Here is a 14,691-nt window from a genome sequence, read left to right as displayed (position 1 = left end):
AATATCACCTCCTATAAACTTAAATACTGATTTTTATATTTAATTAAAACTGACTGTGGAATATAATCTCCATCTGTACTATAACTTATAGTATTTTCTCCTATTGGTAATTTAAAAAAGCTACTGAATATATCAATATACCCACTAGCATTTTTTCTATCCCCATTTGATTTTATAATCTCAACTCTTGTATTTCCGTATGAGGTACATATATACAATACTTCCCCATCATTAATTTTTTCATTTACCTTTATATATTCTTTATTATTTAAAGTAATCTTAGGATTCAATGCAGGAGCAGTAAAATACATTTCAACGGGTGCTTCCATATGTCCTGTATTTATAAAACTAATTTCATTAGGACCTTTTCTTGCAAATTCAATACCTTCACTAGATAACTCAAATTCAAATTCAAAATTACTTTCCCAAGTTTGAATATCAACTAATATTTCCTTTTGGTCTACCCATAAAGGATATGAAGCATTAAAATTTATCATAAAACTTTCTAATTGTTCTGTTGATACTCCAACTGAAAATACTGGTACAACTTCTGGTCTTAGCATAATTTCTTTATTTATATTATCATCTGTATATTTAAGTAATATATCATCTAATGGATTTAAAATAGACACAAGCTGATTTCTCATTACCTCAACTTGTGTCCTATTCTCTCCTATTATTATTCCTTCTAGAATTATTTCTCTCTCACTTAAAGATGTAGAATTTATAGTTTGTCCTAATTGATTAACTCCCTTTATTTTTTGAAAATCACCTTGAGGAGCACCTTCATTAAAATTAGTGCATACTATTCCACTATCTTTTAATCTGCTTTGAATACTAATCTCTTTATTATTTTTCAAATTAATAATTCTAATAATACTATCCATACTGCTCCTCCTTAATATTGTAATTCCCTCATACTTCTTTTAGTTGCTTTAGATACTTCATAAGGACTATCAACTCTACCATAAAAATTATTTGTTACTCTTATATCACCATCACCTTTGTTATAACTATTGTTTTCATCTGCTGTTAATACTCTCTCTCCTTTATGAAGCCTTGCTAAATATCCGTCAAAAGGAACATTATCTAATCCATTATAATGAAAATTAGGAGCTGTTTGAACTGATCCAGAAAACATATTTGTGAAGGATTTTATTGGATGTTTCAAAACATATCCTAAACTATCATCCCAACAGCTTTTTACCCAATCAAATATACCTAAGTTTTCTTCTGATTTAGGTTTAACAGGATTATTTTCTACTGCAGCTTTATTTTTGTTATATTCGCTTACTATAGGTGTAAAGTTTATATTACCATTTCTTATATCATTTTTTATATCATCTCTAGCTTTTATTGGTTTACCTAATATTTCATCAGTTTTCTGATCCCACAATTCAACTACTTCCCCGGTCGAATCATCTACCTCAACATAGATATCATCCATACTTCCTCTTACTTTATTATATATTTGATAATATCCACTCTTGGTTACCTTATTTAATCCATCTAACCCTTGAGAATATTGTTCTAATTCTTTCTTTTTAGTTTTTTCTCCCTCATCTAATATTTTTCCGTTAGCTTCATTAATATAATTAACTAGCTCTGGATATTTTTTCTTTGCAGCTTCTAAGAACCCTTTATATTTTTCTTTTTCTGTACCTACAGCCTTATTCTTTGTTTCAGTCCACTTATCAATTTCTTTTTGTGCGTACTTCTTTTGTTCTTCATTCATTTCTGGCATTTTCATATTCATTTCCTGAATTAAAGTATCATATTTTTCTGATTGAATTTGAATTTCTTTATCTCTAGCTTTAGCCTTTTCTTGTAATAAATTAGAAATACCATTCATATCCAAATTATTCATTCTTGCTATAAAACTTGCTTTTGAAGCTTCAAGTTCTTCATTATTTTTTACTGTATTATCTCTTTCAATTTCCCCAATCTTTTCAACTAATTCTTCTCTCTTTTTTATTTGTTCTTCACTAAGTTTTCCTTGTTGCTCCCCAGCCTTTTTATCTATCTCATATATTTGTTTGTGCAATTCTTCAACTTTTTTTATCTGCTCGTCTTGTGATTTATTGAAGAACTCCATTAATTTATTTTCATTATCATCTAATTTTCCATCATCAGCTTTAAATGCTTCTGCCATACTCTTTTGAACCTCTGGAGAACGTTCCTTAATCTTTTTAATAGCTTCATTAATTATATCATCAAGATTTTTCTTTAATTTTGCCCCTTCTTCTTTATCTGCCAATTTTCCTAGACTACTCGCATGTTCAACTTCAAAATTGTAGTTAGCAATCTTATCAGAAATTTCAGTTAACGCCTTCTGCGTTTCTGGAGATATTTTATCACTCCATTCTTTATGTTTTATATTCATTTTATCCATTTCATCAGCAGTTAAAGCATACTGTCCATGTAAAGCTAATAAAGCATTACCAACAAGCCCTAAGTCTTCTTTAGACTTTAAAGCACTACTTGACATTACTTCTGTATTTTTTGTATATAAATAAACTCCCCCAGCTACAGCTCCTATAACTCCAACTAAAGGTAAAGCTACACTTGCTATAGAACCTAAACTTAAAGCTGCTGCTCCACTTGCTGCACTGCTCGCTGTTGTTGCTGTTGCTAACCCTTCGGTTGCTACTGTAGTTGTCTTTGCAACCGCCTCTGTAGCAGATAATGCAGTTTTAAACTTCTTTGTAAAATCAACTAATTTAACAAATCCTCCTATTAATTTTCCTGTAATACTTAATAATGGTCCTGCCGCTATAGCTACTGCTCCTAATTTTAATATTACCTGTTGAGTTTCTGGCGTTAATGCACTAAACTTATCAGCTAAATCTCCAATATCATCAGCTATTGACTTTATTGCTGGTGCTACTATATTCAACATTTTTATAGATGCTGTTTCTAGTGCACCACCTGCCTGCTCTATACTAGCTTTTGTATTATCTTGCATAGTTTTTGCCATTTCACTAGCCGCACCATCACAATTTTTAAATTGATTAGTAAGATCTGTTAGCCCTTGCTTACCACCTTGCATTAAAACAGTCATTCCAGATAAAGCTTCTGTACCAAAAATAGTTGCAATAGTATTTTGCTTTTGTTCATCTGTAAGCTTTTTTGTTTTTTCATTTAGCTCTCCCATTATCGTTGCAAGGGATTTCATCTTTCCACTTGAATTAAAAGCAGTGAATCCTATTTTCTCCATAGCAGTAGCTGCTGGGTCAGATGGTTTTGCTAATCTTACTAAAGCCGATCTAAGAGTTGTTCCAGCTTGACTACCTTTAATACCAGCATTAGCTAATTCTCCAATTGCTGCTGTTGTTTCTTCTAAACTAAGTCCTGCTGCACGTGCATTTGGAGCAATATACTTCATAGCATCCCCAGTATCTTTTACCGCTGCATTAGTCGCCGCTGCATTTTTAGCAAGGACGTCTGCTACATGTCCAGTCCTAGATGCTTCTAAACCAAATCCTCTAAGTGTACTTGCTGCTATTTCAGAACTTGTTGCTAAGTCCTCTCCACTAGATGCCGCTAAATCTAAAAGTCCTGGCATAGCTTCTGTAGTTTCATTTACATCAAAACCTGCACTAGCTAAATTCTCCATACCCTCTGCACATTCAGAAGCACTAAAAGCAGTTTCTTGTCCAAGTTTTAAAGCTTGGTCTGTCAATATTTTAAATTGCTCTCCTGTTGCTCCACTAATAGCCTTAACCCTAGACATTTTTGCTTCAAATTCCATGCCAGTATGTGCTGCTATTGTTGCAATCCCTGCAAGTGGTAATGATACATGCGTAGTTAAATTAGAGCCTACTGTCTTTAATCCATTAGATACTTTTCCTAAGTTTTCACTCATTTGAGTTAATTTAAACTCTTTAAGCTCTTTGTTAGTTTTATTTAAAGCTTGTTGACTTTGTAATAACTCTGCTTGCCATTCATTTAATTTAGTTTTTTGTTTATCTAACTTTTCATTTGTAGCTTCTATCTTCTTTTTATTATTTGCAAGTTTTTCATTCAAATTAGTTAACTTATCAGCTAATTTCTTTGTCTCTTCTGCCTCTTTACCATAAGTTCTTTCAGCTTCTTGATGCTTCCTTGTTACTTTTTCTATAGAATTTTTTAATTTATCATTCTTCTCTATATATTTTTGTAATCTTGCATCTATCTTTGTATAAGCTTCTTTATTTATATCTATCGCACGTGATTGCAATCTCATTTTTTCTGTTAATTCACTTTGCTTGGTAGATAACTTAACCATTTTATTACCCATTAACTCTGCACTTGATCCAGCAACTTTAAAACCTGATTCTGTAAGTTTTAATTCTCTATTTACTTGTTCCATCTTTCTTTCAAAATCAACGCCTTTTCTTGATGCTGTATCTATTCCATTTGAAAATGGTAATAAGTTAGCTTTTATATCAACAACTAAAGGTGCTAAAGCAATACCACTCATTATTTTCCCTCCTTTCTTTTAAAATTATTTATGGCTTCATAATCAGCCTTAGTTTGAGTTAATCCCCATAAGGTTTCTAGGAACTCCTGTCCCCTTTCAGTTCCTTTTAAACCACTTAACCAAGCATCTTTTCTGTACAATAAAAAAAGTGAATATGGCAGGTTATGAATCTCATTAAAATTCAAACCTGTATACTCACTTATTGCTTTCATATCAGCAGTTTCACAATAATATTTTTCTTCCCATTTCTCACTAGGAAAATATTTGTTTATTATAGCTTCTCCTATTTTTCCGCTTGGTAAGGGGATTCTAAGTTTGGGTTTATTTCTTTTTTATTAATTGAATCAACTATCAAATTATATATAGCTTTTATTCCAACAAAAGAAAAGCTATCTAAATCCTTTTGAGTAAACTTCTTACCATTTTCATTATTATTTAAAAAATCTACTATTAACTCTGATTGCATTTTTTCAGATTGTTCTTGTGTTGCTTCTTCACTAACTAAAAATTCTTGAAATGCTCTAACTCTCTTTGCCATATTATAAGTTGCTTCATTTACCTTTACTGTTTCACCATTTAATTTAATGTCTATTTTACTATTATTTATTAAGTCTAAATCTAACATTTAAACATTCCTCCTATAGTTCTTGTTCAAAACTTGCTAAGAAATTCTTTATATATTCCATAGCTTGAATTTCAGCATTTATTGAAACTTCTTTATCTGCAAAGTCTAGTCCAAATCCATTACCGCCTTGTCCAATCATAGTAAATCTTAAATGCTTTCCATTTTCCTCATGAACAAATCTTACAAGTACATTTTTAAGTGATCCACCACCACCAAATGTTAAAGTCCTCTTTTTCTTTTCTGCATCCTCTGTAATCTTTGCAGTTGACAATAATGCTAACTTATTTAAATCCCATGAAATAATTCCTGTCTTAGCTGTTAATTCTTCATCTGTAATAAATGATTTTACTATTCTTCCATATTGATTTTTAACATCATATTTTTTAGGCTTGTAATCAATACTAAATCCACTATTACAATGTCCCACATTATGTTCATCTGTTTCTATTTCTGCATCTGATGGAATAGCTTCTCCTGTAAATTCATACATATATAATTCACCAGCTCCAACTAATATTGGTTTATCTGTATTTGCCATTTTATATCATCCTTTCTATTCTTTAAATTTGATTATAAAAATAACGCTATCCTCAAACATTTGTAAATCATCTCTGAATAGCGTTCCTCCACCACTTCTTGTGGCTTTAAATATTATATTTTTATAAGTTTTAAACTTACAATCACTTTCTTTATTAGTAAATATTTTTTCTAAACACTTCTCTATAGCTTCTACCTCATCATAATCACTCCAAATTATTTTAATTTCAAGTTGTGATTGACTTATATAATCATTTGTAATTGGAGTATAAGAATATACTAAGGAAGGCTTAGAAATATCTGTTGTAAATAAGGGGAAAAATCTATCTTTACCAACTAATTTAACTAACTCTTTATCATTATTTAAATATTCTATAATTGTATTTTCTATCTTAATCCCTCCCCTAAAATATACTGTATCTTTGCTATATTGCTTGTCTTAGCATTTTCTAAAAATGGCTGTGGTCTTTGTCCTACTGTCTTATGCCATCCTGCATACTTTCCACCCTCCGCTTTATACTTCCAAGGTGTTTTTCTTCCATTACCATCTTTAGCATAAATTCCAGTACCTTGATGTACATAAGGAGCATACTCCATAGTGTTACCTATTCTTCCTATTACTTCTCCAAATCCTACGTTAACATCATGACACATAGCCGCCCTCAATGGGCCTTGATCTACAGGACAATTTTTCTTTCCTTCTCTCTCAACTAATAAACATGCTTTAGTAACATTTTCAATAATCTGTAACTCCATTAATCTTTTAGCTTTCTCACAACTACTTGCAAACTCACTAGACATTTTCTATCACCTTCAAAAACAATTGATTCAAGCGTCCTTGTGGGTTAACTCCAGTTATGCTATATATTTTTTTCCCATCTTTCAATCTATTTTTATAACATATTTCTTTATTGAAAGTTAGTCCTATATGAGTACTAGAATTATATATAACATTGCTTGTATTAACCCTATTATCTGTTTCATAAATTGATATTAAAATAGGTTCTTTTATGTCAATCCATTCTTTTTTTCTAGCTCCAGAAGGTTTTATTACTTCCTTATTTTCTTGTAATATTAACTTTTTCATATTGCTATTAATACTCATATAATCACCTATGGTAACTTTCTACACTTTCTTAATTTCCTTTCTATATGTCTTGGAAATCCATTTATATAACTTGTAGATACTCCACTAAAGCTCTCACTTGATATACCTTCATTACCTAACCTATTACATTTAATTGTTACTAAATCTATTAAAGAACCTTCTAGACTTGATGGAAGAACTTCTAAGTTTGTATATTCTGATAAATCATTTTGTGTTTCTTCTATAAGATCATTAAGTAATTCATCACTTTGATTAGATGCTGCAACACTTCTTCTTTTTATTTTTTCTAATATTTTTTTATTATCCATATTATCACCTATAAAAATAGAGAGGTTTTACCCTCTCATTAAGATTGTGGTTGCTTTGTTTCTGTTGCAGTTAATAGTTTTACACATTTAGATTCATCCTTTAAATACGCTACATAGTGATGTGATGCATAATATTCTGATGACTTAGTCTTAGCATGTCTATCTTCTTCAATATCTGTTGATTTTGCTAATTCTATTCCAAGAGCTCCAACTTTTACAACAACATTTTCATACTTTCCATTCTTGATTTTTATTTTTTTAGATACAACTACTTGGCATCCGCCATACTCACCAATAACACCTTTAATCATTCTTTCATCACCCATTTGAGTTGCTCTTATAAACTCTGGCTCTTTTAATAACTTAACCTTTTGCTTTGGTGATATAAATAATACTGCTGATTCTTCTTCTTCATCCCCAAATGCACCCTTAGCATCTACTATTGAAGTATAACTTATTTCTTCGCTTGATTTATCTACAATAACTTTTGTAGTTTGTAATGCTGTTAAACAATCACTATCGACTTTATCTAAAATAGACTTTTCTAATTGTGATTTACCTTCTGTTACAACTTCCTGTCCTCTAATAACAACATCTTCATCAAGTATTTTAATACCTTTACCAGCTTTAGCTACTGTTACCTCTTGGCTAGTCATACTTAAATCTGATATTGGAATTTCTTCTCCTGGTCCTACAATTACCGCTTCTCCAATATACCCATACTTACCTACTACAAGAGTATCTCCAGCTACTTTTGTTAATGTTGTTCCTACTTTTGCAAGTGGTGCAAATTTTAATTTAGCTGGAAGACTAGCACCAATTACTTCTCCCATTACTTTTACATTTAATAAACTATTTGGCATATATTATTACCTCACTTTCTATTTCATAATTTCTGCATATTGTTCTGGATTATCATTAGCAAATTTACTTTGCTCATAAAAATCCATTGCTAAAAATTCTTGTTTTGTTACTGTTGTTTTATTTTTCTTAGTGTCTGGATTAGGTGGTGTTCCTCCTCCTAAAGTAACTTCAAACATATCTTTATATGTTTCTTTAAATCCTTTAAGCTGTTCATCTAATCCTGTTACTGTTCCATCCTCATTTATTACTAACTTATCTCTATCAAACTTATATGCTAGTAAATCTAAATGTTTTACTTTAGCTTTAGTTAATGCATTATTTATAGCACTGTCTAAAGTTAAATTCCTTATCTTTGCATCACTATCAGTTTTTAAAGTTTTAATAGTATCTTCATGCTGCTTAATAGTCTTTTGAAGCTCCTCATTATTAGCATTATTCTTTTTAAGATCTTTGATAGTATCATTAGAAGTCTTTAATTGCCCTTCTAAATCATCTTTTTGACCTTTTAATTTGTTATATCTTTCCTCTGCATTTTCAAGAGTAGTAGTATAAATCTTTTCTTTTTTCATAGCTCCCATAACTGATTTAATTTGATTATCATCTAATCCCTGAGCTTTTAATAATTCTTCTAAATTCATTTATATATCCCTCCATTTACGCTTTTTACAAGTGTTGCTCTTGTAATGTGGTTCTTATCTTTATTCTTTTACGCCTGCAAAGTAAGAAAAAAGGCAAAATAAAAAAGCCTTATTTCTAAGACTTCTCTACTATTTTATCTATTTCTACGTATTTCTTTTTTAACGCTTCCGTTAATCTAACTGTAAAATCTTGAATTTTTGACATTTCTATTGCTAATTCCCTTGTTGGTTTACAAATTTTTTCAGTTATCGCATCTAATTCTACTATTATATTTTCTATACCTTTTTGTGTTTCAATTTTTCTCCTTGTTTCTAATAAAATATTATATGCTTTTCTTATTATTTTCTCTGTCCCATTCGGATTTTCTTTAATTTCTGCTTCTAATGTATATACTTTCATCTTTGTTTTTTGCAAATCTTCATTATTTATATTGACAATTTTTCTAAAAAGCTTCCTTATATTTTCTGTTAATTCAGGCGTTATTATATCATTATATTTTAAATCACAAACTTTCGAGTTCAAATGACTTGAAAAGTAATGATTTATATCATCTTTTAATGTCTTTTCTACAACGATCAAAGATTTCCATTTTATATTATGAGTAAATTCTAATAATTTATTACAATGTTCTCTTACAATATTTGTATTGAATATATCAATATATTGTGTTTCTGTAACTAATTGGTTAAAACTATTAATTTCATATATTAACTTCTCATATTCAGAAATCTCTTTGTAGATATTATTTAATCTTAATTGTTTTAAATTAAATTTCATATTTTCATTCTGAATTTTATTAGTTTGATAACTAGTAACTAGAAATGCTATTATAGTACCAACTCCGCTAATTAAAGAACCATAGAATCCAACCCCTATCGCCCATGAAGTTTCATATCCCTTTTCATATCCCCAAAATAGACATCCGAAAATAATTATTGGTATCACAATGAAAATTGCTACTAGAATTATTATTAGTTTAAAATTAAACCAACCTTTCTTTTCTTCTTTTTCTCTACACATAATTTATCCCCCTTGTTATAATATATCATTACTTAATTATAACAGGTAAATAAGTACATCTGCAATTGGCATGGAAAGGTAAATAAGGTTTATCTTTCATTGCATAAATATTACCATGTATTAATCCACAAGTTGGGCAAGTCCTTTCATCTACTGCTGCCCATATTTGAACTTCTTCACACCCGGAATCTTTATAAGCTTGTATAGAACTTTCATTTAAATAATGCATTGTTTCAGTTCTTACTAATCTATGAGCTACATTAAAACCTTGATTCATTCTATTATTTAATTGGATTGCCATTTCTGTCACTGTCTTACCTTGAAATAATCCAGTAGTAAGAATATCATTAAGATTCATAGCTAAGACTTTAGTATTCTTCCATAGTCTTTCTGAAAAGTTGCTACCTAGCCATGGTTTATTAAGTAATTGCTCAATAAGCTTTTTATTAGGTATAGCAAAATCCAGTTCTCCTATAGCTTCCATAGTAGCTTTATAATTATCGATAAAGCCTTTATACATATTCTTCTTACCTAAGTTCTCTACATTACTACCAAGCTCCTTAATAATGACATTTATATTATTCTGTAGCTTAGTAAGTCTATTAAACTTATGCATATCACTTAACATAGGTGTTGATGTTTTCATCTTTTCAGCTAATTTATATAATTCATCTGAAATACTTGAACTTGCTTCTTGATACATCTCTAATAAATCTCTATTCTTTTCTTCTAGTGAATTATATATACTCCACGTTGGCTCTGCTATTCTTTTCTCCCAGTATTCAGAGTTCTTATTCATCTTCTCCACCTACTGGTATTTTATCGAACTCTGCTCCAAACTCTTCTTTTTCCTTATCAAGTTGCTTTTGCTCTTCTACTGGATCCTTAACCCATGGATGATTAGCCATGATAGTTTTGTTACTAATTACACCTTTTGAGTTTACACAATTAGTAATAGTTTCAGTTTCATTGATTTTGATATTCTTATTAAATATTAATTCTAATGGAATATCCTTATATAATCCTTGATTACTTTCACCTAAATAAATATTTATAAAATACAATAACTCCTTGAAAGCTTTCTTAAATAAAACTTCTAAAGAGTTACATTTTAAATCTATTCCACTATATAGAAATTTAAGAGCTATGCCACTTGGAGAACTACCAAACTTATCTAAGTCTTTATTTACTCCTTGGCCACACTCATTAATATCCCTCTTTAACTGCTCATAGTGAATCTTTATGGCTTCTACATCCATAGTAGGACTTAACGCATCTACTCCACCATCTGAATCATCTATACTTATAGCTCTATAGTAATTAAGATTATCCATAAACTCTCCTAAATCTTCTCCACCATAACCTTTAAGTACATAAATAAGATTCTTTACTTCTTCAATAAAGTTTGCTACATCTGATCTACTTAAATCGTAATTATCTAAAAGAGATTTAATAAACTTTATATCGCCCTTTTCAATTCTATTATTCTTAAATGGTATAAACGGAACCTTATTCCATACTGCCCATGCTCCATCCTTTAGATAATGTCCTATATTACCATCTGCATTAAGATATTTCTCACTATCAAGTATTATCTGCTCTCCATCTTTTATATAGTACTCAACCTTATCTGGATACCATAATTCAATCTTAGTTACTGTCTTTTTATTAGTGCTTTCATAGACTATTAAATCATAAAGTCTTATTAATCTATCTAATACCTTATGCCTTCTATCACTCCATATAGGTATTATTTGTTCCGATGGAATAACCATAGTATCAAACTTACCTTCATCATTAATAAATATATGTAGCCATCCTATTCCTTTATTAGAAGCTTCATATCCTAATTCATTAAATACATCTAAGAAATCATCTCCTAAAGTCCAGCTTATCTTTTTAATATATTCCTCATTATCAGATTTTACAGTATAATCTTTACCTAATAAGTAATTTACCTTTTCATCTATTAAATTCTTATAGAATGCATGAGCTAATTTATTATTAGCCTTATACTTTAGCTCTTCATTCCCACCATTTTCAGTAGGTCTAGTAATCTTTCTTTGTAATATATCATTATTAACCTCATAATACTGTTCACCAGTTAACATTAACTTTCTATTATCTGAATTTAAAAAGTCTTGTATTTCTTCCGCTAACCATTGACTAGTGTTCATAGGTCCATCACTTATTACTGGTTGTCCTAATCCAAACATATTATTCCTCCCCTCTATTTAAGTACTCTTATTCCACCTTTTTTCTTTGTTTGCTCCATAGCATATCTTAAAGCATCCATAAGGTGGTTATAATCATCTATAGGTTTATTTATGACTTGTCCCTCCTTTGTATTCCATACATAGTTATTTAATTCTACTATTGTATTTTCACACTTAGGATGAACGTATATTTTATAATCTTGTATGTTTTGTATTCCATTTAATATACTGTCTTTACCTTTTTGAGCTGCTTTAATTCTTCTTATTCCTTGCTTTCTAACATCATCAATACTCTTAGGTTCTGCACTATCAGCTACTATTCTTTCTTTGGAATATCCTTTATACTTAATCATATTAACTATGTCTGTATTACTCATAGCCTTCTGATAATGTTCATCAAAAATAAAAAGCTCCTTAGCCTTTTCATCAACTAAGCAGCATATAAATGCAGTTGGATCATTAGTATATCCAAAGTCCAAACCAAAGACACTAATAACTCCTTCTCTTTTATTTATTTCTTTTATATCAAATTCAAGTTCAGTAAAGTTTTCATATACTAAACCTTCTGCTATTCCCCACTCTCCGAGTCCTTCTATTTTATATCTTCTCGGATTCTTCTCTTTCATCTTTTCAAATATCTCTCTATCATCATCACCTAAAAACTCATTACATTTATAATTAGTTGTTAATGCTAAGATATTATCATCTTTAGTATCAAAGAATCTTTTCTTTAACCAATGCTTTTCACTCCAAGGGTTAAAGCTTAATGTTATTTGTTTAAAATATCCTTTAGGTAATTCACCTCTAATTGACATATCTACTTTATTAAAATCATCTTCATTCATCACTTGAAATGCTTCTTCAAACCAACACCAACATAAATATCCAACCTCAACTGTTATTGACGTAATACTCATTGGATCATCAAGTCCTCTAAATAATATTTTTTGTCCTGTAGGTTTATAAGTAGCTTCTAATGGTGATTTACTAAAATGCCATAAATGAGATACACCTAAATTATTAGCAGCCCACTTTAATTGAGTATAAGTAGAATCCTTATGAGTATTGAATACCCTTCTTATAACCAATGTATTTGCTTTAGGATACTTCATCATATTATAGATTATCCATTGTGCTGTAGTAGTTGATTTCTTACTTCCTCTACCACCTTTAACAACTCTATATCTACCTTTAAACTTCCAAAAGGTACCGTAACCTTTACCTATCTTACTTGGTAAGCTTATTCTTAACTCATTATTAGTCCTCAAGTTCATCTTCTCCCTCAAAGATAATTTTAGCATTTACATTAGTTTCAACCTTATCAACAAATAGCCTATATCTTTTACCTAATAGCTCTGCTGCTTTAGTTCTATCTTGAAGTGATGCATCTAATCCAAATTGGTCTTTTTCTTCTCCCCTCATAACTTTTGTAAGGTATTGGAGGACTTCTTCACCCTTTGCTATTCTCTTTTTATCTAAGACTTTTATTCTTTCATCTATATATGACTTAATACTAAGTTTTTCTAAGTTTTGACTTCCTTGTACATTAGGCTTCTTATATCCTGCTCTTCTTGCTGCTTCTGTTGCATTCCCTAACTCAATATAATAATCTGCAAATGCCTTCTGTTTTGGTGTAAGCTTTTCATTATCCATCTGCTCCACCTACCTCTTTATATATCTCAACTAATTTTAAAAGTATTTCTTGTTGTTTAAAGGTACTTAGTACTTCTTCTTTAATTTTAGAATACTTATTAGGATCTTTCTTATTGTCTGAATATATTTCGTTATACTCCTCTACATCCATTAAGTGAAATAGCTTATATACAGTACATATATTTCCTGTCTTATTGCTTAAAAATTGTTCTCTATTTACTAAGTATATGTATCCATAAATGTTTGACCCCTTTTTCACTTTGTTTATCTTACCTTGTATATTCATTATTTCACCTCACTTCCGTATAAAGTAAAAAGGCCTATTACAGGGCCTTTTTATCATCCTATCATCTGTAAGTAAAATTAAATTTATACATCTAGCCTTAAACTTGTACTATTTATAGTCTAACAATTACCTTAAATATTAATTTCACTATACTCTAATTTAAATTGATTTCTCTTCATTTTCATTTGATACACATTAATTCCTTTTTCTTTCGCTAATGCAATAATTTTTTCTTTATCTTCTTCCTTAGTTTTACACCCTAAATATATTGACTTAATCTTTGGAAATTTTATCAAACCACCACTTTTTTCTGGTTCAGAATTATTCAATATAATTCTCCACTCCTTTTCATACTCCCATACAGAAGATTTTATCATAATCTTTTTCTGTATTCCATGTGGATCAATGTCTATCAAACTCTCACTCAAATCAATATTTTCCTTTATGTAAACTATAGGATAAATCTCTGAAAATTCACAAACTTCATTGCCATCATACTCAAAACAAACTCCTTGATGATTATTTGCATAATGACTCCACATTAATATATTATTATTTTCTTCTGATAGACAAATAATAGCAATCTCCTTTTTTATTTTTTCCATTGCATATTCTATTTTATGAGTTATTATTTTTAATGATTCTTTATCTATTTCTTTAATTTGAACTAAATTTTTTTTTCTAAATTTGCCTCTTATCACCTCAATAGCATCAAAATCTAAAAGACAATCATATGGATCATTGAAACTATCTGGATTAGATGCCCAAATCATTCCTTCTTTAATCATATCCAAAGTATAATCATTGATTTCTTTATATTTATAAAAACTCTTAGGATAATTATTGTTAATTAACTCTTTCATTTCTTTATTCATCCACATTTCTTTATTCATAAAGTTTAAAAATTTATTTCTCCAATTTCCCATAACATTACCACTTTCTCAGATTTATTATACTGGTTTTAACAAAAATA

The 14,691-nt window shown here is 29.7% G+C and carries 17 protein-coding genes; all 17 read right to left on the bottom strand.

All coding sequences use genetic code 11. The features are described from left to right. Positions 1–11: 11 nt before the first annotated feature. A complete protein-coding gene (locus ACQPUW_RS05460; RefSeq protein WP_430836478.1) occupies positions 12–887 on the bottom strand; it encodes a phage distal tail protein in 876 nt (291 codons plus the stop codon). Between the two features lie 11 nt (positions 888–898). Next, positions 899–4,462: a phage tail tape measure protein gene (locus ACQPUW_RS05455; protein WP_430836477.1), complete on the bottom strand. Its 3,564-nt coding sequence runs from the start codon at positions 4,460–4,462 to the stop codon at positions 899–901. Then, on the bottom strand, positions 4,462–4,674 hold the full coding sequence (locus tag ACQPUW_RS05450; protein WP_430836476.1) for a hypothetical protein: 213 nt from the start codon (positions 4,672–4,674) through the stop codon (positions 4,462–4,464). The genes ACQPUW_RS05455 and ACQPUW_RS05450 overlap by 1 nt, the downstream gene beginning before the upstream one ends. Before the next feature lie 71 nt (positions 4,675–4,745). Beyond that, positions 4,746–5,087, bottom strand: coding sequence for a hypothetical protein (locus ACQPUW_RS05445; RefSeq protein WP_430836475.1), 342 nt, complete (start codon positions 5,085–5,087; stop codon positions 4,746–4,748). Between the two features lie 13 nt (positions 5,088–5,100). Beyond that, complete coding sequence (locus tag ACQPUW_RS05440; protein ID WP_430836474.1) at positions 5,101–5,625, bottom strand: hypothetical protein; 525 nt, start codon at positions 5,623–5,625, stop codon at positions 5,101–5,103. Between the two features lie 386 nt (positions 5,626–6,011). Further along, positions 6,012–6,425 carry an HK97 gp10 family phage protein gene (locus tag ACQPUW_RS05435; protein WP_430836473.1) on the bottom strand — a complete coding sequence of 138 codons (414 nt, stop codon included), beginning with the start codon at positions 6,423–6,425 and terminating at the stop codon, positions 6,012–6,014. Next, entirely contained in the window at positions 6,418–6,711 is a 294-nt protein-coding gene (locus tag ACQPUW_RS05430; RefSeq protein ID WP_430836471.1) for a hypothetical protein, read from the bottom strand. The genes ACQPUW_RS05435 and ACQPUW_RS05430 overlap by 8 nt, the downstream gene beginning before the upstream one ends. Positions 6,712–6,737: 26 nt before the next feature. Further along, positions 6,738–7,040, bottom strand: a complete 303-nt coding sequence (locus tag ACQPUW_RS05425) for a phage head-tail connector protein (RefSeq protein WP_430836469.1) — start codon at positions 7,038–7,040, stop codon at positions 6,738–6,740. 38 nt (positions 7,041–7,078) lie between these two features. Continuing rightward, entirely contained in the window at positions 7,079–7,903 is an 825-nt protein-coding gene (locus ACQPUW_RS05420) for a N4-gp56 family major capsid protein (RefSeq protein ID WP_430836467.1), read from the bottom strand. A gap of 18 nt (positions 7,904–7,921) precedes the next feature. Continuing rightward, the gene (locus tag ACQPUW_RS05415; RefSeq protein ID WP_430836465.1) at positions 7,922–8,542 is read right to left on the bottom strand and encodes a phage scaffolding protein; all 621 of its coding nucleotides are present in this window, start codon (positions 8,540–8,542) and stop codon (positions 7,922–7,924) included. 115 nt (positions 8,543–8,657) lie between these two features. Further along, positions 8,658–9,563, bottom strand: a complete 906-nt coding sequence (locus ACQPUW_RS05410) for a hypothetical protein (RefSeq protein WP_430836464.1) — start codon at positions 9,561–9,563, stop codon at positions 8,658–8,660. A 28-nt stretch (positions 9,564–9,591) separates the two neighbouring features. Next, positions 9,592–10,362, bottom strand: coding sequence for a minor capsid protein (locus ACQPUW_RS05405; RefSeq protein ID WP_430836462.1), 771 nt, complete (start codon positions 10,360–10,362; stop codon positions 9,592–9,594). Beyond that, on the bottom strand, positions 10,355–11,779 hold the full coding sequence (locus ACQPUW_RS05400; RefSeq protein WP_430836461.1) for a phage portal protein: 1,425 nt from the start codon (positions 11,777–11,779) through the stop codon (positions 10,355–10,357). The genes ACQPUW_RS05405 and ACQPUW_RS05400 overlap by 8 nt, the downstream gene beginning before the upstream one ends. Positions 11,780–11,793: 14 nt before the next feature. Next, the gene (locus tag ACQPUW_RS05395; RefSeq protein WP_430836460.1) at positions 11,794–13,053 is read right to left on the bottom strand and encodes a PBSX family phage terminase large subunit; all 1,260 of its coding nucleotides are present in this window, start codon (positions 13,051–13,053) and stop codon (positions 11,794–11,796) included. Next, complete coding sequence (locus ACQPUW_RS05390; protein WP_430836459.1) at positions 13,037–13,432, bottom strand: terminase small subunit; 396 nt, start codon at positions 13,430–13,432, stop codon at positions 13,037–13,039. Before ACQPUW_RS05390 ends, ACQPUW_RS05395 begins: the two co-directional genes overlap by 17 nt. After that, complete coding sequence (locus tag ACQPUW_RS05385) at positions 13,425–13,718, bottom strand: hypothetical protein (protein WP_430836458.1); 294 nt, start codon at positions 13,716–13,718, stop codon at positions 13,425–13,427. Before ACQPUW_RS05385 ends, ACQPUW_RS05390 begins: the two co-directional genes overlap by 8 nt. A 131-nt stretch (positions 13,719–13,849) precedes the next feature. Beyond that, positions 13,850–14,644, bottom strand: coding sequence for a DUF2971 domain-containing protein (locus ACQPUW_RS05380; protein ID WP_430836457.1), 795 nt, complete (start codon positions 14,642–14,644; stop codon positions 13,850–13,852). Positions 14,645–14,691 lie beyond the last annotated feature (47 nt).

Origin of the sequence: Clostridium sardiniense (genome assembly GCF_050584765.1) — a bacterium.
Taxonomy (GTDB): domain Bacteria; phylum Bacillota; class Clostridia; order Clostridiales; family Clostridiaceae; genus Clostridium; species Clostridium sardiniense_A.
Note: the sequence above shows the minus strand (reverse complement) of the source record. Positions and strands in the feature narration are given on the sequence as shown.